The sequence below is a fragment of the Rubrivivax benzoatilyticus JA2 = ATCC BAA-35 genome (genome assembly GCF_000190375.1).
Taxonomy (GTDB): Bacteria; Pseudomonadota; Gammaproteobacteria; order Burkholderiales; family Burkholderiaceae_C; genus Rubrivivax; species Rubrivivax benzoatilyticus.
Genome location: NZ_AEWG01000017.1, coordinates 1 through 25,564, shown reverse-complemented (window position 1 = coordinate 25,564; position 25,564 = coordinate 1). Strand labels below are relative to the sequence as shown.

Here is a 25,564-nt window from a genome sequence, read left to right as displayed (position 1 = left end):
GCTGCTGGTCTCCGGGCCGTTGCACCCGGGCGCCCGCGTGCTGACGCAGGACGACATCGACGCCGCGGTGCGTGCCTCGCTCGAGAAGGAGCCGCTGCCGTCGGCGGCGGCCAAGGCCTACGAGGCCGTCGCGCCGTCGGTGGTGCGGGTCGTCGGCCTGATGGACGAACACGACGACGGCCGCCGGCTCGACGACTCCGAACGTGCGCTGCAGCGCAGCCTGGGCACCGGTGTCGTCGTCATCGACAACGGCACCATCCTGACCAACCTGCACGTCGTCTGGGGCGCGCACCGGGTGCGCGTGACCTTCGCCGACGGCACCGAGTCGCGCGCCCGCCTGGTCGGCGTGCAGACCGAGAACGACCTCGCGGTGCTGCGTGCCGACCACGTCCCCGACGACCTGGCCGCGGCGACGATGCGCAGCACCGCCGACCTGCGCCCGGGCGACCACGTCATCGCCGTCGGCAACCCCTTCGGCATCGGCCCGTCGACGAGCTACGGCATCGTCTCGGGGCTGAACCGCGAGTTCCGCTCCGAAGAGGGCAAACGCACGCTGAGCAACCTGATCCAGTTCGACGCCGCCGCCAACCCCGGCAACTCGGGCGGCCCGCTGGTGACGATGGACGGCCAGGTGGTCGGCATCGTCACCGCCATCCTGAACCCCTCGGAGCAGCGCACCTTCGTCGGCATCGGCTTCGCCGTGCCGATCGAGAACGCCGCGGCCGCCGCCGGCATGCCGCCGTTCTGAGGCCGCCCTTACGGAGACCCCCTTGACGCCCGCAAACGAAGCCACCCCGGCGCTGATGGAACGCCTGCTGTACGAGGTCAAGCGGGTCGTCGTCGGCCAGGACCGTTTCCTCGAGCGGGTGCTCGTGGCGCTGCTGGCGCAGGGCCACCTGCTCGTCGAAGGCGTGCCCGGCCTGGCCAAGACGCTGACCGTGAAGACGCTGGCGCGCGCCGTGCGCGGCAGCTTCAAGCGCATCCAGTTCACGCCCGACCTCGTGCCCTCGGACCTCGTCGGCACGCGCATCTACAACCAGAAGACCGGCGAGTTCTCGACCTCGCTGGGCCCGGTGTTCGCCAACCTGGTGCTGGCCGACGAGATCAACCGCGCGCCGGCCAAGGTGCAGAGCGCGCTGCTGGAGGTGATGCAGGAGCGCCAGGTGACGATCGCCGGCGAGACCCACCGCGTGCCCGAGCCCTTCGTCGTGATGGCGACGCAGAACCCGATCGAGACCGAAGGCACCTACCCGCTGCCCGAGGCCCAGGTCGACCGCTTCATGATGAAGGTGCTGGTCGACTACCCGAGCGAGGAAGAGGAGTTCGTCATCGCCCAGCGCGTGACCGGCCCGGCCGTCGAGATCGACGCGGTGGCCGACACCTTCGCGCTGGCCGCGCTGCAGCGCCAGTGCCGCGAGGTCTACGTCGACCCGGCGCTGATCCAGTACGCGGTGAAGCTGGTCTCGGCGACGCGTACCCCGGCGCGCCACGACCTCGCCGAGCTCGGCCGGCTGATCACCTACGGCGCCAGCCCGCGCGCGACGATCGGCATGATCGAAGGCGCGCGTGCGCTGGCGCTGCTGGCCGGCCGGCGCTACGCGCTGCCCGAGGACGTTGCCGGCATGGTCGCCGACGTGATGCGCCACCGCCTGGTGCTGAGCTACGAGGCGCTGGCCGAAGGCGTGACGGCCGACGCCATCGTGCAGCGCGTGATGAAGAAGATCGCGCCGCCGGACAAGCCGCTGGCCGGTGGCCGTTTCGACGGGAGCGCCGGTGCCTGAGTCGGCCGAGCACCTGCTGCGCCGCCTGGAGTGGACGGTGCTGCGCCGCCTGGACGGCGTGCTGCAGGGCGACTGGCGCACGCTGCTGCGCGGCGCCGGCGTCGACCTCGCCGACCTGCGTGAATACCAGCTCTTCGACGACGTGCGTCACATCGACTGGAACGTCACCGCGCGGCTGCAGCAGCCTTACGTGCGCCAGTTCGTCGAGGACCGCGACCTCAGCGCCTGGTTCCTGCTCGACCTGTCGCCGAGCGTCGACTTCGGCTCCGGCGGGTGCAGCAAGCGCGAGGTCGCGCAGGGTTTCGTCGGCGCGCTGGCACGGGTCTTCACGCGCCACGGCAACCGCGTCGGCGCGGTGCTCTACGGCCGCAAGGTCGAGCACGTGCTGCCGCCGTCGGCAACCCGCCGCCACGTGCTCGAACTGTTGCGCCGCATGCAGGCGCCGGCGACGCCCGCGCCCGGCAGCACGCCGACGTCGCTGGCCGAGCTGCTGGACACCGCCGGCGGCATCCTGCGCCGGCGCTCGATGGTCTTCGTCGTCTCCGACTTCATCAGCACGCCCGGCTGGGGCCCGGCGCTGGGCCGGCTGGCGCGCCGCCACGAGGTCGTCGCGGTGCGGGTGCTCGACCCGGCCGAGATGGCGCTGCCCGACGTCGGCCTGGTCACCGTCGAGGACGCCGAGACCGGCGAGCAGCTGCTGGTGGATGCCGCCGACCCCGAGTTCCGCGCCCGCCACGACGCGCTCGCCGCCGAGCAGGAAGAGCGCCTGCGCGCAGCGCTCTTCGAGTCCGGCGCCGACGTGCTGGAACTCGCGACCGACGAGGACCTGCTCGACGCGCTGCTGCGTTTTGCCGACCTGCGCCGCCAGCGCGCGCGGCTGAAGGCCTCGCCGCGGTTGCCGGCGCATCTGCGCGAACGGGCGGAGCCGTTGGGGGCCGGGGCATGAGCGCTCAGGACTTGTCCGGCGCTCATTCCCGCGTGGCGGGACCGGCCGCCAGGCCGAAGGGTGCCCCAGTGAGCCCTCAGGACTTGTCCGGGGCTCATTCCCGCTTGACGGGATCGGCCGCAGGCCGGAGGGTGCCCCAATGAGTTTTCTGTGGCCGCAGATGCTGCCGGCGCTGGCCTTGCTGCCGGTGCTGGTGCTGCTGTACCTGTGGATCCTGCGCAGGCGCCGCCGCGCGACGGTGCGCCTGGCGAGTGTCGCGATCGTCAAGCAGGCGCTGGGCAAAGGCCCGGGCTGGCGCCGCCACGTGCCGCCGGCGCTGCTGGCACTGGCGCTGGCGGTGCTGCTGCTGGCGCTGGCGCGGCCGACGGCGACGCTGACGCTGCCGATGGCCGAACGCACGATCATCCTGGCGATGGACGTCTCGGGCAGCATGCGCGCCGAGGACGTCAAGCCCAACCGGCTGGTCGCCGCGCAGGAGGCGGCGCGCGCCTTCGTCGAGTCGCTGCCGCGCGAGGTGCGCGTCGGCGTCGTGTCCTTCGCCGGCACCGCCGCCGTCGTGCAGGCGCCGACAACCAGCCGCGACGACGTCTTCGCCGCGATCGAACGTTTCCAGCTGCAGCGCGGCACCGCGATCGGCAGCGGCATCGTGCTGTCGCTGGCGACGATCTTCCCCGACGCCGGCATCGACATCCAGCAGATCACCGGCCAGCGCACGATGCCGCGCATGCTCGGCGATCCGGAGAAGAAGGCCGAGTTCACGCCGGTGCCGCCGGGCTCCTACGCTTCGGCGGCGATGATCCTGCTGACCGACGGCCAGCGCACGACCGGCCCCGACCCGATCGACGCCGCGAAGATGGCCGCCGACCGCGGCATCCGCGTCTACACGGTGGGCGTCGGCACGACGCAGGGCGAGATCATCGGCTTCGAGGGCTGGTCGATGCGCGTGCGCCTGGACGAGGACACGCTGCGCCAGATCGCGCAGATGACGACCGGCGAGTACTTCTACGCCGGCACCGCCGAGGATCTGAAGAAGGTCTACCAGCGCCTGGGCTCGCGCATGGTCGTCGAGCGCAAGGAGACCGAGATCACGGCGCTGTTCGCCGGGCTGGGCGCGCTGCTCGCGCTGGCGGCCTCGGCGCTGTCGCTGTGGTGGTTCGGGCGCGTCGCCTGACGCGCCCGGCGCGGTTCAGGCGGGCGTCGGCTCGGAGCGCTTTTTCGCCCGCTTGGCGGTGGCGCGCCGCGGTTTGGCCGGCAGCTGCAGGCCCAGCGGGTCCTGCGTGGCCAGCACCGCGCCGCGTGCCGCGCGTCGGCGCGGCGCGGTGTTGGCGGCCTCCTGCTCGCGCTCGACACGGCGTGCGATCGAACGCTCGGCCAGCGGCAGCACGACGGCGCCGCGCACCGTGCGCACCCCGCCGGCGGCACGCCAGTTCTCGCCCAGGAACAGCGCCCGCTCGGCGCGGCGCCGCCGCGTCAGCCCCGGCAGCGGCTGGAGCACGCCGTCGACACGCGCCTTGTCCCAGACCAGGAACTGATCGGCGGCCCCGGCGGCGTCGCCGGCGTTGAGCTTCTTCAGCAGTGTCGACTTCAGCAGGCTGCCGGCGCCGAGGTTGAAGACGAAGCTGACCAGCGCGCCGAACTGCGCGTCCGACAGCGGCACCGTCACCAGCCGCTGCACGTCACGGCAGGCGTCGAGCAGGTCGGCGCGCAGCAGCGTCTCGGCCTGGGCGCGCGTGATGCCGCCCGGGTACGCGGCACGCGCCTGCTCGCGCGCGGCCGGCCCGCGCAGCCAGCGGCCGGCGTGGTCGGCGATCGCATGGCCCCAGCCGATGGTCCAGATGCCGACCGGGTCGAGATAGGCGTCGACGTTGACCGTGCTCGGGTCGCCGTCGGGGATGCCCTCGAAGCTCTTGACCAGTTCCAGCCCTTCGTCGGGCATGTCGCGCAGCGTTGCCGGCATCGTCGCCTCCTTCCGAAGAAGGAAGCCATTGTTCGCGGCACGCTTCAGGGCGCAATCCCCTGCTGCGTCAGCGCTCCAGGCGCCAGAGTTCGCCGTCGCGGCCGTCGGTCAGCACGTAGAGCCAGCCGTCGGGGCCCTGGCGCAGGTCGCGGATGCGCTGGCCCATCGGCAGACGCTGCTCGTCGACGACGCGGCGGCCGTCCAGCGTCAGCCGCACCAGGGCTTCGCCGCGCAGCGCGCCCAGCATCAGGCTGCCACGCCAGCCCGGGTAACGATCGGAGGTCACGAAAGCCATGCCGCTGGGCGCGATCGACGGCACCCAGACCTTCAGCGGCTGCTCGAAACCGGGCCTCGGCCCTTCGTCGCCGATGCGCGTGCCGGTGCCGTAGTTGCGGCCGTAGGTCAGCAGCGGCCAGCCGTAGTTGCGCCCGCCCTCGACGACGTTGACCTCGTCGCCGCCCTGCGGGCCGTGTTCGCTGGCCCACAGCTCGCCGCTGGCCGGGTGCAGCGCCGCGCCCTGCACGTTGCGGTGGCCCAGGCTCCAGACCTCGGGCGCCCAGCCGGCGCGGCGCGGATTGTCGGCCGGCGCGCGGCCCTCGCGGTCCAGGCGCACGAACTTGCCGAGGTGGTTGCCCGGCAGCTGGGCGTCGTCGCGGCGCGAGAAGCGGTCGCCCAGGCCGACGGCCAGCGTGCCGTCGCGCAGGAAGACGATGCGCGAGCCGCAGTGGGCGCGGCTGGAGACGCCCGGCTGCTGGACGAAGATCGTGCGCACCTCGGTCAGCCGTTCGCCGACCAGCCGGCCGCGCGCCAGCGCCGTCGTGTTGCCTTCGCCCTGCAGCGCGGCATAGGTCCAGAACACCAGCCCGTTGCGTTCGAACTCGGGGTCGACGGCGACGTCGAGCAGCCCGCACTGGCCGCGCACGTCGACCGCCGGCAACCCGGCCAGCGGCGGCGACAGCGTGCCGTCGCCGCGCAGCAGGCGCAGCCGGCCGACCTTCTCGGTGACCAGCGCCCGGCCGTCGGGCAGGAAGGCCAGCGCCCAGGGATGGTCCAGCCCACGCGCGACGACCACCGGGCGCAGCGCGTCGGCGGCGGACACGGGCGCCGCGAACGCGGCGACGACGGCGAACAGGGCGAGGCGTTTCATGGCCCGGATGCTGCCGCGGATGGCGGCAACCTTGTGCCGCCGGGGTCTCAGGCCGCGGCCTCGACCACCATCTGCACGCGCTGCTGGCCGTTCCACTCGTCCAGCGACAGCCGGTAGGCCAGGCGCAGGCGCTCGGGCAGCGGCTCGGCATGGCCGAACCAGATCGCGTCGCGCAGCGCGCCGCCATGGCGCAGGCGCAGCTTGGTGTGCTTCTCGCCGACCAGGCGCTGCTGCACGACCTGTACCTCGTCGCAGAACACCGGCGCCTCGAAACCCTGGCCCCAGACCTGGGACTCGAGCAGCGCCACCGTCTTCGTGTCGAACCACTGCGGCTCCAGCGGGCCGTCGACGGCCAGCCGGCGCTCCAGCGTCGCCGCGTCCAGCCATTCGCCGGCGACGGCGCGCAGCGCCTGCTCGAAGGTCTCGAAACCACCTGCGGCCAGCGTGCAGCCGGCGGCCATCGCGTGGCCGCCGAAGCGCAGCAGCAGCCCGGGGTGGCGCTTGGCGACGAGGTCCAGCGCGTCGCGCAGGTGAAAGCCCGGGATCGAGCGCCCGGAGCCCTTGAGCGTGCCGTCGGCGCCGCAGGCGAAGGCGAAGGTCGGCCGGTGCAGCCGGTCCTTCAGCCGGCCGGCGACGATGCCGACCACGCCTTCGTGGAAGCCGGGGTCGAACAGCGCGACGGCCGGGGGCGTGTCGGCGCTGCCGTAGCGCTCGACGGTCGCTTCGGCGGCTTCGCGCATGCCGGCCTCGACCTCGCGGCGCTCGCGGTTGATGGTGTCGAGCTGCGCCGCCAGTTCGGCGGCGCGCATCGGGTCGTCGCTCAGCAGGCACTCGATGCCCAGCGTCATGTCGGCCAGGCGGCCGGCGGCGTTGATGCGCGGCCCGAGCGCGAAGCCGAAGTCGAAGGACGCGGCGCGTTCGGGCGCCCGGCGCGCGACGGCGAACAAGGCCGCGACGCCCGGCTGCATGCGCCCGGCGCGCACGCGTGCCAGCCCCAGGCCGACGAGGCGGCGGTTGTTGGCGTCCAGACGCACGACGTCGGCCACCGTGCCCAGCGCCACCAGATCCAGCAGCGACTCCAGCCGCGGCTGCGAGGCGGCGTCGAAGGCGCCGCGGGCGCGCAGCTCGGCACGCGCGGCCAGCAGCACGTAGAAGACGACGCCGACGCCGGCCAGCGCCTTGCTGTCGAAGCCGCAGCCGGGCTGGTTCGGGTTGACGATGACGTCGGCCGCCGGCAGCACGACGCCCGAGGCGTCCATCGCCGGCAGGTGGTGGTCGGTGACCAGCACCGCGAGGCCGAGCGAACGCGCGTGCGCCACGCCTTCGAGGCTGGCGATGCCGTTGTCGACGGTGACCAGCAGGTCCGGGCGTTTCTCGCGCGCGAGTTCGACGATGGCCGGCGTCAGCCCGTAACCGTGCACCGCGCGGTCGGGCACGACGTAGTGCAGGTGTTCGCGGCGCGCGCCGAGCATCGCCAGGCCGCGCAGCGCGACGGCGCAGGCGGTGGCGCCGTCGCAGTCGTAGTCGGCGACGACGCAGATGCGGCCGCCGCCGGCGAGGGTGTCGGCCAGCAGCCGGCCGGCCTCGGCGGCGCCGCGCAGCGCGTCGGGGCGCAGCAGGCGCGAAGGATGGGTGTCGAGCTCGTCGGCGGCGCGCACGCCGCGCGCGGCCAGCAGCCGCGCCAGCAGCGGGTGCACACCGGCCTGTTCGAGCGCGAAGGCCGCACGCGGCGGCACGTCGCGGGATTGCAGGATCACAGGGTCTCCAGAAGCTCGTGCGGCATCGGGCGCGCCAGGCGGGCGCGCAGCGACTGCCAGGCGCCGCCGGCTTCGCAGGCCACCGACGAACGTTCGCCGCACAGCGTCAGCTTGATGGCCTGGCCGCGTGCGCGGGCGGCCAGCAGTTCGGCGACCGGGCCGGCGTCCAGCGTCTGCCAGGCCTGGCACCACGCGGCCCAGTCTTCGTTCAGCGCCGGGCCGCGAAGCCGGGTGTCGACCGTCGGCACGCGTCCGCGCACCGGCTGCGCCGAGCCGCAGCCGCTGAGCCAGAAGGAGTTGACGGTGGGCAGGCCGCGCGCCTCGCGTTCGTCGTTCAGCGGGTGCGTGTACAGCAGCATCTGCACCTCGTTCTGCAGCCGGCGCACGAGGCGCACCTCGGGCTGCTCGGTCAGCCAGGCGTCGACGTGGCGGCCGATGACCCGGTCGGGTGACGCGGTGCGCAGCTCGGCCAGGCTCTCGTGCGCCAGATACCAGCGCAGCGGCGCGCCCCAGCGCAGCAGGCAGCCCTCGCTGGTGAACAGCGGCGCCACGGCCTCGAAGAAGGCGCGCGAGGCGGCCTCGTCCAGCGCCAGCCCGGCCGGGTCCAGGAAGCTGATCTGCTCGGTGCCCAGGTGCCAGTGCGCCGGCGTCAGTTCGCCCCAGGCGAGGTCGCCGAGGTCGGTGGCGCCGTCCTGGGCGGCATGCCACGCGGCCCAGGGCAGCTGGCCGTCGCCGCCGGCGAAACCGAGCGCGAGCGCCAGCGCACGCTCGTGCGGCGGGCTGAAGCTGGTCTCGACGCCGTCGTCGTGCACGCGCGCCGGCAGGCGGGCGAGCAGTTCACGCAGCCGCGGCAGCTCCAGGCTGCGCAGCGCGGCGCGTCCGGCGTCCGACAGCGGCGCCGCGAAGGGAACGATCAGGTGCACGGCGCGCATTATCCGGCGCCGCCCGAGGGAGACGCGGCCGCCGGGTTAGCATCGCCGCCCCATGAACCTGCCTTACGAGTGGCACGTCGGCTGGCGCTACACGCGCGCCGGACGCGCCGGCCGGCGCAACGGCTTCATCTCGTTCATCTCCGCGATCTCGGTGCTCGGCATCACGCTCGGCGTGGCCGCGCTGATCATCGTGCTCAGCGTGATGAACGGCTTCCAGAAGGAAGTGCGCGACCGCATGCTGAGCGTGATCTCGGCCGTCGAGATCCACGAGGCCGGCGGCGGCGCCCTGCCCGACTGGCAGGCCACCGCGGCCGCGGCGCGGGCCAGGCCCGAGGTCGTCGGCGCGGCCCCCTTCGTCGCCGCGCAGACCCTGGTCGGCCGCGGCGACGTGCTGCGCGGCGCCGTCGTGCGCGGCATCGAGCCGGCGGCCGAAGCCGAGATCACCGAGCTGGCGCAGCGCCTGCGCGACCGCGAGTTGGCGGCGCTGCAGCCCGGCCAGTGGCATGCGGTGATCGGCGCCGAACTCGCGCGGCTGCTGGGCGTGCGCGTCGGCGACACGATCACGATCGCCGCGCCGGGCGGCCAGTTCACGCCGGCCGGCGTCGTGCCGCGGCTCAAGCAGTTCACCGTCAGCGGCACCTTCGAGGCCGGGCACTACGAGTACGACAGCGGCCTGGTGCTGATCGCGCTGGACGACGCCGCGCGCCTGTTCCAGACCGGCGGCCCGACCGGCGTGCAGCTCAAGCTGGCCGACGTGCACCAGGCACGCCGCGTCGGCGACGAGCTCGCCCAGGCGCTGGGCCCGGCGGTCGTCGTGCGCGACTGGACGCAGACCAACCGCAACTGGTTCGACGCGGTGCAGGTCGAGAAGCGCATGATGGCCATCATCCTGACGCTGATCGTCGCCGTCGCCGCCTTCAACCTCGTGTCGACGCTGGTGATGACGGTGACCGACAAACGCGCCGACATCGCCATCCTGCGCACGCTGGGCGCCAGCCCGCGCTCGATCATGGGCATCTTCATCGTCCAGGGCGCGACGGCCGGGATCATCGGCACCTTCGGCGGCGTCGCGCTGGGCCTGCTGGTGGCCTTCAACATCGACGTCATCGTGCCGGCGCTGGAACGCCTGCTGGGCGTGGCCTTCCTGCCCGGCAGCATCTACGTCATCAGCCGCATGCCCAGCGAGCCGATGATGGCCGACATCGTGCCGATCGCCGTCGTCTCGCTGCTGCTGGCCTTCGTCGCCACGCTGTACCCGAGCTGGCGCGCCAGCCGCGTGAACCCGGCCGAGGCGCTGCGTTATGAGTGAACACGATCCCGACCGCGTGCTCGAGGCCGTCGAGCTGCACAAACGTTTCCACGAAGGCGATCTGGACGTCACGGTGCTGCGCGGCGTCAGCCTGCAGGTCAGCCGCGGCGACACGCTGGCCATCGTCGGCGCCTCGGGCTCGGGCAAGAGCACGCTGCTGCACCTGCTCGGCGGCCTGGAGCGGCCGACGTCCGGCCGCGTGACGCTGATGGGCCGCGACTTCGCGACGATGGACGCCGCCGAACAGGGCCGCTGGCGCAACCGGCACCTGGGCTTCGTCTACCAGTTCCACCACCTGCTGCCCGAGTTCAGCGCGCTGGACAACGTGGCGATGCCGCTGCGCATCCGCCGCGAGAGCCCCGAAGCCGCGCGCGACGCGGCGCAGCGCATGCTGGCCGCCGTCGGCCTGGCCGCGCGGGTGGCGCACCACCCGGCGCAGCTGTCCGGCGGCGAACGCCAGCGTGTCGCGATCGCCCGCGCGCTCGTCACGCGGCCCGCCTGCGTGCTCGCCGACGAACCCACCGGCAACCTCGACCGCGGCACCGCCGGCGCCGTCTTCGACCTGATGCTGGGCCTGTCGCGCGAGCAGGGCACGGCCTTCGTCGTCGTCACCCACGACGAATCGCTGGCGGCACGCTGCGGGCGCACGATGACCCTGGCGCGCTGAACACCGCGGCCGCTTCCTAGAATCCCCGGCGGTGCACCTGATCAACGCCGACCTCCACTCGCATTCCGACGTCTCCGACGGCACGCTGGACCCGGCCACGCTCGCCGAGCGTGCGCATGCCCGCGGCGTCGAGCTCTGGGCGCTGACCGACCACGACGAGCTGGGCGGCGTCGCCCGGGCCCGCGAAGCGGCGCTGGATCTCGGCCTGGACTTCCTCGCCGGCTGCGAGATCTCGGTGACCTTCGCCGGCGAGTCGGTGCACATCGTCGGCCTCGGCGTCGACCCCGCTGACGAGGCGCTGGTCGCCGGGCTGCACTCGATCCGCGCCGGGCGCCGCGAGCGCGCCGAACGCATGGGCCAGGCGCTGGCCGCGGTCGGCATCCGCGGCGCCTTCGAAGGCGCGCTGCGCTACGTCGGCAACCCCGATCTGATCTCGCGCACCCACTTCGCGCGCTGGCTGGTCGAGGCCGGCTACTTCGCCGAGACGCACGAGGTCTTCCGCCACTACCTGGCCGCCGGCAAACCCGGCCACGTGCCGCATCACTGGGCGGGGCTGGGCGATGCGGTGCGCTGGATCACCGGCGCCGGCGGCGTGGCCGTCATCGCGCACCCCGCGCGCTACCGCTTCTCGCCGACGGCCGAGTACGCGCTGTTCAGCGAGTTCGTCGCCCATGGCGGGCGCGCCGTCGAGGTCGTCACCGGCAGCCACACCGTGGCCGAGCAGCTGCAGTACGCCGACACCGCGCTCGAGTTCGAGCTGCTCGCCTCGCGCGGCAGCGACTTCCATTCGCCCGACGAGAGCCGCGTCGACCTCGGCGCCCTGCCCGACCTGCCCGGGCGGCTGACGCCGGTGTGGCAGGCGCTGGCCGGGCGCATCCAGCGCCGCTGAGGCGCGCGGCGGGCGCGGCCGGCACGACCGCCGATTGAGCGGCTTCGTCCCCGCCGCGGCGGTGTTCGTCGCGGCGCCGCCCGCAGGCGACGGCTGCCGCTACGCTCTCGGACCATGACCCCGACCGTGCCGACACTGGACCAGCCGCTGCCCGCCGAACTGACCGGCCTGCACCACGGCTGGTTCACGCGCTACCGCCGCTGGCCGGTGTTCAGCCCGAACTGGGTGCGCCAGCGCTGGCTGCACATCGGCGTGGTGCTGCTGCTGTCGCTGTCGCCGATGTTCATCGGCGTCTTCTCGACCGACAACCCGGCCAACCGGCCCTGGCTGGGGCTGGCCGAACTGGTGCTGGTGATGCTCGCCGCCGCCGCGGCCGGCCCGCTGCTGGGGCTGTGGGTGCGCCGCCGCGGCTGGGACGAGCGCCGCGAGTGGTGGGGCCTGGTCGCGGCGATCGCCGCCGTCGTCGCCACGCTGCTGCTGTTCCAGGCCTACGCCGCCGAGCCGCTGAAGCAGTACGTCGCCGAGCACACCGGCGACGTCGACGAACACGGCAAGCGCCGCCGCATCGTGATGATGATCGGCATGACGATCCGCACGCCGGACGACCCGGTGAACGAACAGCAGGCGCAGGAGGAGCAGCAGGACCCGGTGCGCTCGACGCTGGACTACGTGGTGCGCGGCACGATCATCTTCCTGCTCGCCGGCGGCCTGGGGCTGCGCGGCTGGCGCCGCGAACGCGAGGGCCTGGCCGCGCTGGCACGCGAACGTGCGCTGGCCGAGGCCCAGGCGCAGCGGCGCGAGGCCGAGCTGCGGCTGTCGGTGCTGGCGGCGCAGGTCGAGCCGCACTTCGTCTTCAACACGCTGGCCGGCGTGCGCAGCGCCATCGCCACCGACCCGGCGCGTGCGGCGGAGATGATCGACCGCCTGGTCGAGTACCTGCGCGCCTCGATTCCGCGGCTGCGCAGCGACGGCTCGGCCCAGGCCACCGTCGGCGGCCAGTTCGAGATCGTGCGTGCCTACCTCGGGCTGATGGCCGCGCGCATGCCGCGGCTGGCCTGGTCGGTGCAGGCCGACGAGGCGCTGCTGCGTCACCGCTTCCCGCCGCTGATGCTGATCTCGCTGGCCGAGAATGCCGTCAAGCACGGCGTCGAACCGAAGATCGGCCCGGTGCGCGTGGACCTGCGCGCCGAACGCACCGACGACGGCCGGCTGGCGCTGGTCGTCGAGGACGACGGCGCCGGCTTCGGCGCCTCGACGGCCGGCACCGGGCTGGGGCTGGCCAACATCCGCGAGCGCCTGGCGCAGCTGTACGGCGAGCGCGCCGCGCTGACGCTGAAGGCGCGCCCCGGCGGCGGCGTCTCGGCGACGATCACGGTGCCGCTGGAAGAATCCTGAAGGACGCACGATGAGCGAACCCACCGCCCTGCTCGCCGACGACGAGGACCTGCCGCGCGCCGAGCTGCGCCGCATGCTGGCCGCCGTCTGGCCCGAGCTGCGCATCGTCGCCGAATGCGAACACGGCCCGGCCGCGGTCGAGGCGATCGAGCAGCACCGCCCCGACATCGCCTTCCTGGACATCCGCATGCCGGGGCTCAGCGGGCTGGACGTGGCGCGCGCGGCCAGTGGCCGCTGCCACACCGTGTTCACGACCGCCTACGACAACCACGCGATCGAGGCCTTCGACGCCGGCGCGGTGGACTACCTGCTCAAGCCGGTGGTCGCCGAGCGCCTGGCGCAGACCGTGGCGCGGCTGCGCGAGCGCCTGGCCGCACGCGCCCAGGCCCCCGAGCTCGACACGCTGCTGCAGCGCCTGGGCGCGCAGTTCGCGCAGCGCGACGCGGCGACGCGGCTGCGCTGGATCAGCGCCAGCGTCGGCGACACGATCAAGATGTTCGGCATCGACGAGGTGCTGTTCTTCCAGAGCGACGAGAAGTACACGCGCGTCGTCACCGCCCGCGACGAGGCCCACGTGCGCAAGGCGCTCAAGGAGATCGCCGAAGGCCTGGACGACGGGACCTTCTGGCAGGTGCACCGCGGCTGCATCGTGCGCGCCAGCGCGATCGCACGCGCCCACCGCGACGACCTCGGCCGCATCACGCTGCACCTGCGCGACCACCCCGAACGCCTGGCCGTGAGCCAGGCCTATGCCTGGCGCTTCAAGCCGATGTGAGCGCGGCGGGTCGCGCCGCCGCCACGCGTGCCGGCGCTGGCGGCAAAGGCGTACGGCGGGCGTCATACTTGCAACTTCGACGTCAGAACTGCCCCGCCAACTCTTTCGCATGCCGCGCCGCGCCACGACGACCCGCTCCTCGCCCGCGGCACCCGCAGCCGAACGCCGCGACTGGTTCGAGGCGCTGCCGGCCGCCGTGGGCGCGCTGGCGGCGGACGGCAGCGTCGAGCGCCTGAATGCCGCCGCCCGGGCGCTGCTCGGCATCGAAGCCTTCACCGCCGGCATGCCGGCAGCGCAGCTGCTGGGCCTGGACGACGACGGCGCCGACACGCTGGCCCGCTGCTGCCGCGGGCTGCAGCCGGTCGAGCTGCGCCGCCAGGCCGCGGCGGGCCCGCGCTGGCTGGCGCTGACGCCCAGCCGCCTGGACGACGGCACGACGCTGCTGGCGCTGGCCTCGCGCGACGCCGAACACGCCCGCGAGGCCGAGCTCGTCGAGCTGCACGCGCTGCTGGACGTCGCCGCCTCGGTCGGCCGCCTGGGGCGCTGGGACCGCGACCTGCAGACCGGCCGCGGCCACTGGGACCGGCGCGTCTTCGCGATGCGCGGCCTCGACGGCGAAGGCGAGGCGCCATCGCCGGAGGAGGCCGAGCGTGCGATCGTCGCCGCCGACCGCGAAGGCTTCGTCGGCACGATCCGCCAGACGCTGCAGCAGCCCGGCCGCCACCGCTACCGCTACCACGTGCGCACGCTGGCCGGCCAGGTGCGCTCGATGCTGTGCGAGTGCGTCGTGCTGCCCGACGAGCAGGGCCGGGCCTGGCGCGCCGTCGGCTTCCTCGTCGACGACACGCTGGCCTGGTCGCTGGCCCACTCGCACGACTCGACGATATCGCAGATCGCGATGGCCGCCGACATGACCGGCATCGCGCTGTGGCGCCACGACCTGCACGACGACCGCGTGCACTACAACCCGCGTGCGGCCCAGATCCTGGGGCTGCCGCTGGAGCCGCGCGGCCTGCCGGCAGGCCAGGTGCGCGAGCTCGTGCATCCGCAGGACCTGCTGCGGCTGGACGCCCAGCGCCAGGCCTGCCTGGCCAGCGACGAGCCGGTGGACACCGAGCTGCGCTACCGCCGTCCCGGCAGCGAGAACTGGCGCAGCCTGCTGGTGCGCCGCGCCGTCGAGCGCGACGACCAGGGCCGGCCGGTGGCCTTCATCGGCGTCGCGATGGACGTCACCGAGCGCGTCGACGAGTCGCGCCGCGCGGCCGAACTCGGCCGGCGCTTCGAGCTCGTCACCCGTGCCGCCGGCATCGGCTACTGGAGCGTCGAGCCGCTGGCCGGCGGCCACTGGAACGAGCAGCTGCGCACGATGCACGGCCTGCAGGTCCACGAGCCGGTGCCGAGCTGGAACGAGTGGCTGCAGCGTTTCGTGCACCCCGACGACCGTCAGCGTGTGGGCCGCCGCTTCGACGAGTGGCGCGAGAACGGCATGCGCCAGAGCGGCACGGTGTTCCGCATCGTGCGCGCCGACGGCGAGGTGCGCGAGCTGAGCGTTCGCGCCGGCTTCGACGGCCCCGGCGGCGATGCGATGTTCGGCATCGTGCTCGACGTCACCGAGCGCCGCCGCGCCGAGGCCGCGCTGCACCAGGCCAGCGAACGCGCGATGCTGGCTGCGCGCGGCGCCGGCGTCGGCACCTGGGAGCTCGACGTGCGCGACGGCAGCGCGATCTGGGACGAGCAGATGTGGCGGCTGCGCGGGCGGCCGCCGCGCAGCACCCCGCCGACGATCGCCGAGCGCCTGGGCTTCGTGCACGAGGCCGACCGCGACACGATGCGGCTGCACCTGCTGGAGCCGCTGAACCCGGCCTCCGAGCCCGACCTGGAGTTCCGCGTCGTCTGGCCCGACGGCACGGTGCGCTGGATCGCCGAGCGTTCGACGGTCCTGCCCGGCCCCGACGGACGTCCGCGGCGGCGCATCGGCGTCGAGTGGGACATCACCGACCGCCGCGCCGCCGAGGCGGCGCGCCAGGAGCGCGCGATCGCGCTGCGCGAGAGCCAGGCCAAGTCGCGTTTCCTGTCGCGCATGAGCCACGAGCTGCGCACGCCGCTGAACGCCGTGCTCGGCTTCACCGAGCTGCTGCTGGCCGACAGCGGCAGCCGCGACGGTTCCTGGCGGCGCCATCTGCAGGCGGTGCGCGGCGCCGGCCAGCAGCTGCTGGCGCTGGTCGACGACGTGCTCGACCTGGCCAGCCTGGAAGGCGGCGAGATGCGCGTGGCCTCGGAGCGCGTGGCGCTGCGCGGGCTGGCGCTGCAGGCGCTGGAACTGGTCGAGCCGCTGCGCGGCCAGCGCGACGTGACGGTCATCGCCGGCACGCTCGACGGCATCGTGCTCGCCGACGCGGTGCGCCTGCGCCAGGTGCTGCAGAACCTGCTGACCAACGCCATCAAGTACAACCGCGACGGCGGGCTGGTCGAGATCGAGTCGCGCCGCCGCGACGGCAAGGTGCTGGTCAGCGTGGCCGACAGCGGCCGAGGCATGACCGAGCAGCAGCTGCGCCACCTGTTCGAGCCCTTCAACCGCCTGGGCCTGGAGCGCGAAGGCATCCCCGGCACCGGCATCGGGCTGGTGATCGTCAAGTCGCTCGTCGAGCGCATGGGCGGCTCGATCTCCGTGCGCAGCACGCCGGGCGTGGGCACCGTGGTCGAGCTGGTGCTGGCCGACGGCACGGCCTCGCCGACCCCGCCCCCGACACCGCCGCGTGCGGCGCGGCCGCTGCCGGCCGCCGCCCCCGGTTCATCGTCGGGCACCGTGCTCTACGTCGAGGACAACCCGGTCAACGCGCTGATCGTCTCGGAGCTGGTCGCCCGCCGGTCCGACCTGAGGCTGGTCATCGCCGACGACGGCGCCAGCGGCGTGCGCCGGGCCGCCGAACTGCGCCCGGACCTGATCCTGCTGGACATGCAGCTGCCCGACATCGACGGCCACGAGGTGATGCGCCAGCTGCGTGCGCAGCCGCAGACGGCCTCGATCCCGGTGGTCGCGCTGTCGGCCAACGCGATGCCCGAGGAGATCGAGCGCGCGCTGGCCGCCGGCATGGCCGACTACTGGACCAAGCCGCTGGACTTCCGGGCCTTCATGGTGTCGCTGGAGGCGATGTTCGGGCCGCCCCCGCCCTGAGCGGCGGGAGCGGCCGTCACGGCCTCAGGCCGGCTCGGGCAGCAGGCCGCGCTTTTCCAGCAGCGGCTGCACCGTCGGCGCGCGCCCGCGGAACGCGGCGTAGGCCGCACCCGGCTCGCGGCTGTTGCCGGCGGCGTAGATGCAGCGCTTGAGCGCCTCGGCGACCGTCGGGTCGAACGGGCTGCCGGCCTCGGTGAAGGCGTCGTAGCCGTCGGCATCCAGCACCTCGGCCCAGAGGTAGACGTAGTAGCCGGCGGCGTAACCCGAGCTCGAGAACAGGTGCTGGAAGTGCACCAGGCGGTGGTTCATGCCGACCGCGGCCGGCAGCCCCTGCGCGGCCATCAGCTCGGCCTCGAAGGCGCACAGGTCGGCCGGCGGCTCGGCGTCGGGCAGCGCGTGCACCGCCATGTCGACGATCGCGCTGGCGCAGTAGCGCACGGTCTCGTAACCCTGGTTGAAGCGGCGCGCGGCTTGCAGCCGGCGCACCAGGTCTTCCGGGATCGGTTCGCCGGTGTCGACGTGACGGGCGTGGCGCGCCAGCACCTCGGGTTCGGTCGCCCAGTGCTCGAAGAGCTGCGACGGCAGCTCGACGAAATCGCGCAGCACCTGCGTGCCCGACAGGCGCGCGTAACGCACGCTGGACAGCAGGCCGTGCAGGCCGTGGCCGAACTCGTGGAACAGCGTGCGCACGTCGTCCATCGACAGCAGCGTCGGCCGGCCGGGCTCGCCCTTGGCGAAGTTGTTGTTGTTCAGGATCACCGGCAGCTCGGCGCCGCCGTCGGGCGCGTTGCGGCTCTGCCAGCGCAGCGGGCTCATCCAGGCGCCGCTGCGTTTGCTGGGGCGCGCGAAGTTGTCCTGCAGGAACACGCCGATCGCCGTGCCCGCGGCGTCGCGCACCTCGTAGGCGTGCACGTCGGGGTGGTAGACCGGCAGGTCGGCGCGGCGCACGAACTGCAGGCCGAAGAGCCGGCCGGCGCAGTCGAAGGCGGCGGCGACCACGTTCTCCAGCGCGAAGTACGGCTTGACCTCGGCGTCGTCCACCGCGTAGCGCTGCTGGCGCACCTTCTCGGCCCAGAAACGCCAGTCCCAGGCCTCGATCGTGCCCGGCACGCCGGCAGCGGCCTTGACCTCCTCGAGCGCGGCGCGTTCGCGCGCCACCGCGTCCAGCGCGCGCGGCCAGACCTCGCCGAGCAGCTGCTGCACCGCCGCCTGGCGGCCGGCCATGGTGTCGGCCAGCGCGTAGTCGGCGTAGCAGGCGTGGCCGTGCAGCGAAGCCTGCTCGCGGCGCAGGCGCAGGATGTCGCGGGCGACCTCGCGGTTGTCGTGCTCGCCGCCGTGTTCGCCACGCGAGACCCAGGCGCGCCAGGCGGCTTCGCGCAGGTCGCGGCGCTCGGAGTAGGTCAGGAAGGGCACGACCAGCGAACGCGACAACGTGATGACGTGGCCGTCCAGGCCGCGGTCGGCCGCGGCCTGGCGCGCCGCGGCACGCACGAAGCCGGGCAGCCCGGCCAGCTCGTCCTCGGTCTTCAGCTCCAGCCGGAACGAGGCCTCGTCGTGCAGCACGTTCTGCGCGAAACGCGTCGTCAGCGCGGCCAGCTCTTCCATGACCTCGGCGTAGCGCTGCTGCGCCGCGCCCTGCAGGCGCGCGCCGGCACGCACGAAGTCCAGGTGCACGCGTTCGAGCAGGCGCTGCTGCTCGGCGTCCAGCCCGAGCTCGGCGCGGCGCGCGTGCAGCGTGTCCAGACGCGCGAACAGCGCCGCGTCCATGTAGACGGCGTTGTCGTGCGCGGCCAGCGGGCCGGCCATCTCGCGCTGCACGGCCTGCAGCTCGGGCGAGGTGTGCGAGGCGCTGAGGTTGTAGAAGACCGCTTCGACACGCGCCAGCAGCCGGCCGCTGCGGTCGAGGGCGGCGACGGTGTTGTCGAAGCTCGGCGCCTCGGGGTTGGCGCCGATCGCGGCCAGCTCGTCGCGGTGGGCCTGCATCGCCGCCTCGAACGCGGGGCGGAAGTGCGCCGGGTGCAGGGCGTCGAAGGGCGGCAGGCCGAACGGCGCGGTCCAGTCCTGCAGCAGCGGGTTGTCCGCCAGAGGGGTCGACACGGCGGCGCTCACTTGGCGCCCTTCTTCAGCAGGATCTCGTCGTCCTCGCGGTAGCGGCGGTTGGCGCATTCGCCAGCCCAGAGGTCGCGCTCGGCGTTGAGCTTCTCGGTGCGCTCGGCCAGCGCGAGATTGCGTTCGTTCCACGACACGACCTTGGCTTCGGCCGCCGCGGCGCGGGCGTTGAAGGCGCTGACGCCGCCTTGAGCGCCCTGCTCGAGCTGCTGGCGCTCGGCATCGAGCGCGAGGCGGGTCTTGTCGATCTCGGCCTTCTCGCGGTCGAGCTTGCGCTTCTCGCGCTCGGCCGTCGGCCCGGTGCGCTCGCCCAGATCCTCCATGCGCTGGTTCCAGTCCTGGACGCGCTGGTTGAGCTCGCTGTAACGCGCGACCAGTTCCTTGGAGCGCTGCGAGAACTCGTTGAGCTTCTCGCGGTCGGCCTTCAGGCTGTCCTGCTCGGCGGCGAGGGCCGGACGCTCGGCATCCAGGCTCGCACGCTCGGCCTCGACCTCGGCGCGGCCGGCCGCGACGGCGTCACGGCGCTCCAGGCAGTCGCGCAGCTGGGCGCGGGTCAGGAGCGGCCCGCCGCCGACGCCGCTGCCGCCCAGCAACAAGGTGCGGCCCGAGGCCGGGGCCGCCGCCTTGCCGGCAGGCGGCGTGTTTTGCGCCCAGACAGCCGTGCAGCTGCCGGCGACGAGCAGGGCCGCGGCCAGGCGCGGCGCAAGGTTGCGCTTCATGAACGATCCTCGTGAATGGGGTGGCCGGCACCCGCCGGCCGAACCGGCAATGATGCCACCCGCCACCATCCCCGTCGCGCTCCGAGGGCAGGCCCGCGCGCCGCGCGTCGCCGCTGTGGCACAGTGCGCGGCGCGGCGACGTTGCCGCCTCCCCCGGGCCTTCATGGCGCTCAAATCGACGATCTACAAGGCCGCCGTCGCGGTGGCCGACATGGACCGGCCGCTGTACGCGGACCACTCCCTGACCCTGGCCCTGCATCCCTCGGAGACCGAGGAGCGCCTGATGGTGCGCCTGCTGGCCTTCGCGCTGCAGGCCGACGCCGGCGACGCCGCCGACAACCTGCAGTTCACGCGCGGCCTGTCCGACAGCGACGAACCCGCGCTCTGGCAGCGTGATCTGGACGGCCGCCTGCGCCACTGGATCGAGATCGGCCAGACCGACGAACGCCGCCTCACCAAGGCCTGCGGCCGCGCCGACCAGGTCACGCTCTACGCCTACGGCCAGTCGGTGCCGGTGTGGTGGAGCGGCCTGCAGGGCAAGATCACGCGGCTGCGCAACCTGCGGGTCTGGCAGTTGCCGGCCGCGCAGACGCAGGACCTGGCCCGGCTCGCCGCACGCTCGATGCAGCTGCAGGTGACGGTGCAGGACGGCCACGTCTGGGTCGGCGACGCCGGCTCCAGCGTCGAGATCGCCCCCGTGCGCCTCTGGCCCGCCGACTGAAAGACCCGCCCCGATGATCTCCCGCCGCGACTTCTCCTTCGCGCTGCCGCTGGCAGCCGCCGTGCCGACGATGACTCTTGCCGCCCCCCTTCCCGACGACGAGCTGCTGTGGCTTGAGGACGTTCAGGGCGAACGTGCGCTCGCCTGGGTGCGCGAGCGCAACGCCGAGACCGAGGCCCTGCTTCAGAAGCAGCCGGGCTTCGACGCGACGCGCCAGCGCATCCGCGCCATCCTCGATTCGCGCGACCGCATCCCCGGCGTCGTGCGCCGCGGCCCCTGGCTCTACAACCTCTGGCAGGACGAGCACAACCCGCGTGGCCTGTGGCGGCGCACGACGCTGGCCGAGTACCGCAAGCGCGAACCGGCCTGGGAGACGGTGCTCGACGTCGACGCGCTGGGCCGCGCCGAAGGCGAGAACTGGACCTGGAGCGGCGCCGTCGCGCTCGGCCCCGAGTACCGGCGTGTGCTGGTCAAGCTCTCGCGCGGCGGCGCCGACGCGCACGTCGTGCGCGAGTTCGACACGGTGGCCAAGCGCTTCGTCGACGGCGGCTTCGTGCTGCCCGAGGCCAAGAGCGAGGTCGACTGGATCGGCCCCGACGAGATCGCCGTCGGCACCGACTTCGGCCCCGGCTCGCTGACCGACTCGGGCTACCCCCGTGTCGTCAAGCGCTGGCGCCGCGGCACGCCGCTGGCCGCGGCGACGACGATGTTCGAGGGCCGGAAGACCGACGTCGCCGCCGGCGTCTCGATCGACCACACGCCGGGTTACGAGCGCACGGTGTTCCAGCGCGCTGTGGACTTCTACCGCAGCGAGATGTTCCTGCTGCAGGGCGAGCGCCTGCTGCGCCTGGACAAACCCGACGACGCCGAACTGAGCTTCTGGAAGAGCCGCGTGCTGCTCACGCTGCGCAGCGACTGGACGGTGGCCGGGCGCAGCTGGAAGAGCGGCTCGCTGCTGGTCGCCGACGCCGACGCCTACCTGCGCGGCGAGCGCCGCTTCGAGGCGCTGTTCGAGCCGACGGCGACACGGTCGCTGGCCGGCATGACGGCCACGCGCGACACGCTGATCGTCGAGATCCTGGACAACGTCGCCGGCCGGCTGGAAGAGTGGCGCCCGGTCGACGGCCGCTGGCAGCGCCGCGAGGTCGCCGCGCCCTTCCCCGGCACGCTGTCGGCGGTCGCCTTGCACGACCCCGAGCTCGCCGACGACCCGCTGGCCGACGCCTACCTGCTGCAGTACACCGACTTCCTGACGCCGGACACGCTGGCCCTGGGCCACGTCGGCCGCGACGAGCGCGAGGTGCTGAAGTCGCGGCCCTCGTTCTACGACGCCGCCGGCATGCGTGTCGAACAGCGTTTCGCCACCAGCCGCGACGGCACGCGGGTGCCCTACTTCGTCGTCTGGCCGCGCGGCGCCAAGGCCGACGGCGCCAACCCGACGCTGCTCTACGGCTACGGCGGCTTCGAGGTCTCGATGCAGCCCTACTACTCGGGCGTCGTCGGCTCGAGCTGGCTCGCGCGCGGCGGCGTCTTCGTGCTCGCCAACATCCGCGGCGGCGGCGAGTTCGGCCCGGCCTGGCACCAGGCCGCGGTCGGCGCCAACCGCCAGAAGGCCTACGACGACTTCGCCGCGGTGGCCGAGGACCTGATCGCCACGCGTGTCACCAGCCCGCGCCACCTCGGCATCGAAGGCGGCAGCAACGGCGGCCTGCTGGTCGGCGCGGTGATGGTGCAGCGCCCCGAGCTGTTCAACGCCGTCGTCTGCCAGGTGCCGCTGCTGGACATGAAGCGCTACACCAAGCTGCTGGCCGGGGCCTCGTGGATGGCCGAGTACGGCGACCCGGACGACCCGGCGCAGTGGAGCTTCATCTCGCGCTACAGCCCGTTCCAGAACGTGCGCGCCGGCGTGAAGATGCCGCGCGTGCTGTTCGTCACCTCGACGCGCGACGACCGCGTGCACCCCGGGCACGCGCGCCGCATGGCCGAGCGCATGCGCCGCCAGGGCCACGACGTGCTGTACTGGGAGAACATCGAGGGCGGCCACGGCGGCGCAGCCGACAACGGCCAGCGCGCGCAGATGACGGCGCTCGAATACGCCTTCCTGCAACTGCAGCTGGGCCGCTGACGCCGGGCACGATGCTGCCGATCGCCTGGATCGACGAGGACACGCCGCTGCCGCCGGCGCGGCACGCGCTGGGGCCCGACTCCGACGCGCCGGGCCTCGTCGCCGCCGGCGGCCAGGTGACGCCGGGGCGGCTGGAGGAGGCCTACCGCAAAGGCATCTTCCCCTGGTACGGCCCCGGCCAGCCGGTGCTCTGGTGGAGCCCGGACCCGCGCATGGTGCTGCCGACGGCGGAGTTCCGCGTCTCGCATTCGCTGCGCAAGACGCTGCGCCGCTTCGCGCGCACGCCGGGCCACGAGATCCGCGTCGACCACGCCTTCGACCGCGTCATCGCGGCCTGCGCCGGCACGCCGCGCGACGGCCAGGACGGCACCTGGATCGTGCCGCAGGTGATGAACGCCTACCGCGAGTGGCATCGCCTGGGGCGGGCGCACAGCTTCGAGACCTGGATCGACGGCGAGCTCGTCGGCGGGCTCTACGGCGTCGGCATCGGCCGCATGTTCTTCGGCGAGTCGATGTTCGCGCACCGCACGGACGCGTCGAAGCTCGCGCTGGCGGCGCTGGTCGCCTTCGCCCGCGCGAACGGCATCACGCTGATCGACTGCCAGCAGAACACGCGCCACCTGGCGTCGCTGGGCGCGCACGAGATCGACCGCGAGGCCTTCGAGCGCCATCTGGCGAACGCCTGCGCCCAGGAAGACATTGGCCGTTGGACCTATGATGCCTCGCTGTGGGAGCGGCTCGCACCGTAGCCGCCCACGGCGCCGGAACGACACCCACGTGACGCATCCGAAGGAGCTACCCCTCTCGTCGCTGCAGTTCTACGCGACCGCGCCCTACCCGTGCAGCTACCTGCCGGGCGTGCAGGCCCGGTCGCAAGTCGCCACGCCCAGCCACCTGATCCACGCCGACGCCTACTCGGCGCTGGTCGCCGCGGGCTTCCGCCGCAGCGGCATGTTCACCTACCGCCCGCATTGCGACGGCTGTCGCGCCTGCGTGCCGCTGCGCGTGCCGGTCGAGCGCTTCGTGCCCTCGCGCAGCCAGCGCCGCGCCTGGAAGCAGCACGAGACGCTGAAGGCGCGTGTGCTGCGCCTGTGTTTCATTCCCGAGCACTACCAGCTCTACCTGCGCTACCAGTCCGGGCGCCACGCCGGCGGCGGCATGGACCACGACAGCGTCGACCAGTACACGCAGTTCCTGCTGCAGAGCCGCGTCAACTCGCGCCTGGTCGAGTTCCGCACGCCCGCAGGCGCGCTGAAGATGGTGGCCATCGTCGACGTGCTCAACGACGGCATCTCGGCCGTCTACACTTTCTACGAACCCGAGGAGCAGGCCAGCTACGGCACCTACAGCGTGCTCTGGCAGATCGAGCAGACGCGCCAGCTCGCGCTGCCGCACCTGTACCTGGGCTACTGGATCGCCGAGAGCCCGAAGATGGCCTACAAGAGCCTGTTCCGGCCCTACGAGCTGCTGCTCGACGGCGCCTGGCGCGAGCCCGGGCCGACGTAGCGCCAGACGAGGCCGTCGTCGCTGGCGGCCTGACCGTCGGCGGCCAGCTTCAGCAGGTGCGCCAGCAGCGAGCGCCGCGCCGGCGCGTGCAGCAGCGCCGGCACGTCGGCGTAGACCTCGGGCAGCAGCGAGTCCAGGTCCCCGTCGCCGCGCTGCGCCAGCGCCCGCAGGACACGCTGCTCGCGCCGCAGGCGGTGGCGGATCAGCGCGTCGAACACCGCCTGCGGCTCGGCGACGAGGAAACCGTGCCCCGGCGCCAGCCAAGCCGGCGGCGCCGCGCGCAGCCGCTCCAGCGACACGAGGTAGGCCGTCATGTCGCCGTCGGGCGGGTTGATGACGACGGTCGAGCCCTGCATCACGTGGTCGCCGGTGAACAGCAGGTCCTCGTCCTCGAGCAGGAAGCAGAGATGGTTGGACGCATGGCCCGGCGTCGCGAGCACACGCAGCACGGCGCCGCCGCAGTCCAGGCGCTCGCCGTCGGCGGGTTCATGGTCGGGCCGGAAGCCCGTGTCCTGGCCGTCGTGGAACTCGGGGCGGCGGCCCACCACCGTCGCGCCGGTGGCCGCCGCCAGTGCCGCGGCGCCGGGTGAATGGTCGCGGTGGGTGTGGGTGACGAGGATGCGTTCGATGCGCCCCGGCGCCGCCGCCAGCAAGGCCTGCAGATGGCGCTCGTCGGCCGGGCCGGGGTCGATGACGGTCCAGGCGTCGCCCGCGCCGACGAGGTAGCTGTTGGTGCCCGGGCCGGTCATCAGGCCGGGGTTCGGTGCGGTGACACGCACGATGCGCGGCGACAACCGCACGGCGCGGCCGGCCACCAGGTCGGCGAACACGTCGCCGCGGCCCTCGGGGTCGAGCCGGCCGGCCTCGGCCCAGGCCGGGTGCTCGGGCATCAGCACCGTGCGCCGGCCGTCGGCCAAGCGCGCGCCGCGCGGCATCGTCAGGCGGATGTCGCGGCGGGCGGCCGAGGCGGCCAGCGCCGACGCGGCATCGGCGAATGGCAGCAGCTCCTGCAGCGTGCGCTCGGTCACCGGCAGCAGCTTGAGCCCGCGCGCCGGGTCCAGCGCGGCCTGCGGCGTCAGCCACATCAGCTCGACGGCCTCGTTGCCGTCGACCTCGGCCTGCTGGCCAACGGGCGCCGCCGCGGCGAAGAAACGCGTGTCGAAGCGCTTGGGCACGCCCGGCGGCGTCAGCCAGTGGCTGTGGCAGCTCAGCGTGCGCAGGTCCAGCTTCACGCCCAGCGCGGCGCAGACGTCGGCGATGCCGACCTCGCCGGCGTGCAGCCGGCGCCGCCAGGCGGCCGCGGCGACGGCGTCGAACGGGCGGTCAGCGAGCAGCAGGCCGACCTCCTCGAAACACTCGCGCAGCGCGGCGACGGCATAGTCCAGGCCGCCTTCGGCGACACCGAGCCGGGCCGACCAGGCGGCGTCACCGTCGCCGACGACCCAGGCGTGGGCCTCGGGGTCGCGCGCGTCGAGCACGCCGCCGGGGAAGACACACAGGCCGCTGCGGTAGTCGCCGTCGCGCTCGGCGCGGCGCATCAGCAGCACCTCGGGGCCGGCGGCGCCGTCGCGCAGCAGCAGCAGCGAGGCCGCGGCGCGGGCGTCGGCCGGCACGCGGTAGGCGCTCACGCGAAGACCTCGCCGCGCAGGCGCCC

At 73.6% G+C, this 25,564-nt stretch carries 21 protein-coding genes; 14 read left to right on the top strand and 7 right to left on the bottom strand.

Going from position 1 to position 25,564, the window contains the following annotated elements:
- The 4 genes from RBXJA2T_RS01595 to RBXJA2T_RS01580 all read left to right on the top strand — a co-directional run.
- Positions 1-748: S1C family serine protease (locus RBXJA2T_RS01595; RefSeq protein ID WP_039956384.1), on the top strand; the 748-nt coding region annotated here is incomplete at its 5' end.
- A 55-nt stretch (positions 749-803) separates the two neighbouring features.
- The gene (locus tag RBXJA2T_RS01590) at positions 804-1,781 is read left to right on the top strand and encodes an AAA family ATPase (RefSeq protein WP_009855563.1); all 978 of its coding nucleotides are present in this window, start codon (positions 804-806) and stop codon (positions 1,779-1,781) included.
- Complete coding sequence (locus RBXJA2T_RS01585) at positions 1,774-2,727, top strand: DUF58 domain-containing protein (protein ID WP_138938745.1); 954 nt, start codon at positions 1,774-1,776, stop codon at positions 2,725-2,727. Before RBXJA2T_RS01590 ends, RBXJA2T_RS01585 begins: the two co-directional genes overlap by 8 nt.
- Before the next feature lie 139 nt (positions 2,728-2,866).
- Positions 2,867-3,898, top strand: coding sequence for a VWA domain-containing protein (locus RBXJA2T_RS01580; protein ID WP_009855561.1), 1,032 nt, complete (start codon positions 2,867-2,869; stop codon positions 3,896-3,898).
- Between the two features lie 15 nt (positions 3,899-3,913).
- Here the strand turns inward: RBXJA2T_RS01580 and RBXJA2T_RS01575 are convergent, their stop codons facing one another.
- From RBXJA2T_RS01575 to RBXJA2T_RS01560, 4 genes are all read right to left on the bottom strand, one after another.
- Positions 3,914-4,684: a lysozyme gene (locus RBXJA2T_RS01575; RefSeq protein WP_009855560.1), complete on the bottom strand. Its 771-nt coding sequence runs from the start codon at positions 4,682-4,684 to the stop codon at positions 3,914-3,916.
- Between the two features lie 67 nt (positions 4,685-4,751).
- Positions 4,752-5,831 (bottom strand): PQQ-dependent sugar dehydrogenase, encoded by a 1,080-nt coding sequence (locus tag RBXJA2T_RS01570; protein WP_009855559.1) that lies wholly within the window; start codon positions 5,829-5,831, stop codon positions 4,752-4,754.
- A gap of 47 nt (positions 5,832-5,878) precedes the next feature.
- Positions 5,879-7,588: a single-stranded-DNA-specific exonuclease RecJ gene (gene recJ / locus RBXJA2T_RS01565; protein ID WP_009855558.1), complete on the bottom strand. Its 1,710-nt coding sequence runs from the start codon at positions 7,586-7,588 to the stop codon at positions 5,879-5,881.
- The gene (locus tag RBXJA2T_RS01560) at positions 7,585-8,520 is read right to left on the bottom strand and encodes a hypothetical protein (protein WP_009855557.1); all 936 of its coding nucleotides are present in this window, start codon (positions 8,518-8,520) and stop codon (positions 7,585-7,587) included. Before RBXJA2T_RS01560 ends, recJ begins: the two co-directional genes overlap by 4 nt.
- Before the next feature lie 52 nt (positions 8,521-8,572).
- Between RBXJA2T_RS01560 and RBXJA2T_RS01555 the strand changes: the two genes are divergently transcribed.
- From RBXJA2T_RS01555 to RBXJA2T_RS01530, 6 genes are all read left to right on the top strand, one after another.
- The gene (locus RBXJA2T_RS01555) at positions 8,573-9,829 is read left to right on the top strand and encodes a lipoprotein-releasing ABC transporter permease subunit (RefSeq protein ID WP_009855556.1); all 1,257 of its coding nucleotides are present in this window, start codon (positions 8,573-8,575) and stop codon (positions 9,827-9,829) included.
- Complete coding sequence (locus RBXJA2T_RS01550; protein WP_009855555.1) at positions 9,822-10,496, top strand: ABC transporter ATP-binding protein; 675 nt, start codon at positions 9,822-9,824, stop codon at positions 10,494-10,496. Before RBXJA2T_RS01555 ends, RBXJA2T_RS01550 begins: the two co-directional genes overlap by 8 nt.
- Positions 10,497-10,527: 31 nt before the next feature.
- Positions 10,528-11,385 carry a 3',5'-nucleoside bisphosphate phosphatase gene (locus RBXJA2T_RS01545; RefSeq protein WP_009855554.1) on the top strand — a complete coding sequence of 286 codons (858 nt, stop codon included), beginning with the start codon at positions 10,528-10,530 and terminating at the stop codon, positions 11,383-11,385.
- A gap of 114 nt (positions 11,386-11,499) precedes the next feature.
- The gene (locus RBXJA2T_RS01540; protein ID WP_009855553.1) at positions 11,500-12,780 is read left to right on the top strand and encodes a sensor histidine kinase; all 1,281 of its coding nucleotides are present in this window, start codon (positions 11,500-11,502) and stop codon (positions 12,778-12,780) included.
- Between the two features lie 10 nt (positions 12,781-12,790).
- Complete coding sequence (locus tag RBXJA2T_RS01535) at positions 12,791-13,555, top strand: LytR/AlgR family response regulator transcription factor (protein ID WP_009855552.1); 765 nt, start codon at positions 12,791-12,793, stop codon at positions 13,553-13,555.
- A gap of 109 nt (positions 13,556-13,664) precedes the next feature.
- Positions 13,665-16,730 carry a PAS domain-containing protein gene (locus tag RBXJA2T_RS01530; RefSeq protein ID WP_009855551.1) on the top strand — a complete coding sequence of 1,022 codons (3,066 nt, stop codon included), beginning with the start codon at positions 13,665-13,667 and terminating at the stop codon, positions 16,728-16,730.
- Between the two features lie 24 nt (positions 16,731-16,754).
- Here RBXJA2T_RS01530 and RBXJA2T_RS01525 read toward each other — a convergent pair whose 3' ends face one another.
- Together RBXJA2T_RS01525 and RBXJA2T_RS01520 are read right to left on the bottom strand one after the other, a co-directional pair.
- The gene (locus RBXJA2T_RS01525) at positions 16,755-18,839 is read right to left on the bottom strand and encodes a M3 family metallopeptidase (RefSeq protein WP_009855550.1); all 2,085 of its coding nucleotides are present in this window, start codon (positions 18,837-18,839) and stop codon (positions 16,755-16,757) included.
- On the bottom strand, positions 18,836-19,558 hold the full coding sequence (locus RBXJA2T_RS01520) for a hypothetical protein (RefSeq protein ID WP_009855549.1): 723 nt from the start codon (positions 19,556-19,558) through the stop codon (positions 18,836-18,838). Before RBXJA2T_RS01520 ends, RBXJA2T_RS01525 begins: the two co-directional genes overlap by 4 nt.
- 163 nt (positions 19,559-19,721) lie before the next feature.
- Here RBXJA2T_RS01520 and RBXJA2T_RS01515 point away from each other — a divergent pair, with 163 nt between their 5' ends.
- Genes RBXJA2T_RS01515 through RBXJA2T_RS01500 form a run of 4 tightly spaced genes read left to right on the top strand, consistent with a single transcriptional unit; the run spans position 19,722 to position 23,910 of the window.
- Positions 19,722-20,279, top strand: coding sequence for a YaeQ family protein (locus tag RBXJA2T_RS01515; RefSeq protein ID WP_009855548.1), 558 nt, complete (start codon positions 19,722-19,724; stop codon positions 20,277-20,279).
- A 13-nt stretch (positions 20,280-20,292) separates the two neighbouring features.
- Positions 20,293-22,404, top strand: a complete 2,112-nt coding sequence (locus RBXJA2T_RS01510; protein WP_009855547.1) for a prolyl oligopeptidase family serine peptidase — start codon at positions 20,293-20,295, stop codon at positions 22,402-22,404.
- An 11-nt stretch (positions 22,405-22,415) separates the two neighbouring features.
- Complete coding sequence (aat, locus tag RBXJA2T_RS01505) at positions 22,416-23,153, top strand: leucyl/phenylalanyl-tRNA--protein transferase (RefSeq protein WP_009855546.1); 738 nt, start codon at positions 22,416-22,418, stop codon at positions 23,151-23,153.
- Positions 23,154-23,181: 28 nt separating this feature from the next.
- Positions 23,182-23,910 (top strand): arginyltransferase, encoded by a 729-nt coding sequence (locus tag RBXJA2T_RS01500; protein ID WP_009855545.1) that lies wholly within the window; start codon positions 23,182-23,184, stop codon positions 23,908-23,910.
- Here the strand turns inward: RBXJA2T_RS01500 and RBXJA2T_RS01495 are convergent.
- The gene (locus RBXJA2T_RS01495; protein WP_009855544.1) at positions 23,862-25,538 is read right to left on the bottom strand and encodes an MBL fold metallo-hydrolase; all 1,677 of its coding nucleotides are present in this window, start codon (positions 25,536-25,538) and stop codon (positions 23,862-23,864) included. The genes RBXJA2T_RS01500 and RBXJA2T_RS01495 overlap by 49 nt on opposite strands.
- Positions 25,539-25,564: the final 26 nt, after the last annotated feature.

Bases quoted from the DNA above. Each gene is read 5' to 3' on its own strand.
- RBXJA2T_RS01590 (WP_009855563.1), top strand. From the start codon at position 804: ATGGAACGCCTGCTGTACGAGGTCAAGCGGGTCGTCGTCGGCCAGGAC.
- RBXJA2T_RS01580 (WP_009855561.1), top strand. From the start codon at position 2,867: ATGAGTTTTCTGTGGCCGCAGATGCTGCCGGCGCTGGCCTTGCTGCCG.
- RBXJA2T_RS01575 (WP_009855560.1), bottom strand. From the start codon at position 4,684: ATGCCGGCAACGCTGCGCGACATGCCCGACGAAGGGCTGGAACTGGTC.
- RBXJA2T_RS01570 (WP_009855559.1), bottom strand. From the start codon at position 5,831: ATGAAACGCCTCGCCCTGTTCGCCGTCGTCGCCGCGTTCGCGGCGCCC.
- RBXJA2T_RS01560 (WP_009855557.1), bottom strand. From the start codon at position 8,520: ATGCGCGCCGTGCACCTGATCGTTCCCTTCGCGGCGCCGCTGTCGGAC.
- RBXJA2T_RS01555 (WP_009855556.1), top strand. From the start codon at position 8,573: ATGAACCTGCCTTACGAGTGGCACGTCGGCTGGCGCTACACGCGCGCC.
- RBXJA2T_RS01550 (WP_009855555.1), top strand. From the start codon at position 9,822: ATGAGTGAACACGATCCCGACCGCGTGCTCGAGGCCGTCGAGCTGCAC.
- RBXJA2T_RS01540 (WP_009855553.1), top strand. From the start codon at position 11,500: ATGACCCCGACCGTGCCGACACTGGACCAGCCGCTGCCCGCCGAACTG.
- RBXJA2T_RS01535 (WP_009855552.1), top strand. From the start codon at position 12,791: ATGAGCGAACCCACCGCCCTGCTCGCCGACGACGAGGACCTGCCGCGC.
- RBXJA2T_RS01530 (WP_009855551.1), top strand. From the start codon at position 13,665: ATGCCGCGCCGCGCCACGACGACCCGCTCCTCGCCCGCGGCACCCGCA.
- RBXJA2T_RS01520 (WP_009855549.1), bottom strand. From the start codon at position 19,558: ATGAAGCGCAACCTTGCGCCGCGCCTGGCCGCGGCCCTGCTCGTCGCC.
- RBXJA2T_RS01515 (WP_009855548.1), top strand. From the start codon at position 19,722: ATGGCGCTCAAATCGACGATCTACAAGGCCGCCGTCGCGGTGGCCGAC.
- RBXJA2T_RS01510 (WP_009855547.1), top strand. From the start codon at position 20,293: ATGATCTCCCGCCGCGACTTCTCCTTCGCGCTGCCGCTGGCAGCCGCC.
- aat (WP_009855546.1), top strand. From the start codon at position 22,416: ATGCTGCCGATCGCCTGGATCGACGAGGACACGCCGCTGCCGCCGGCG.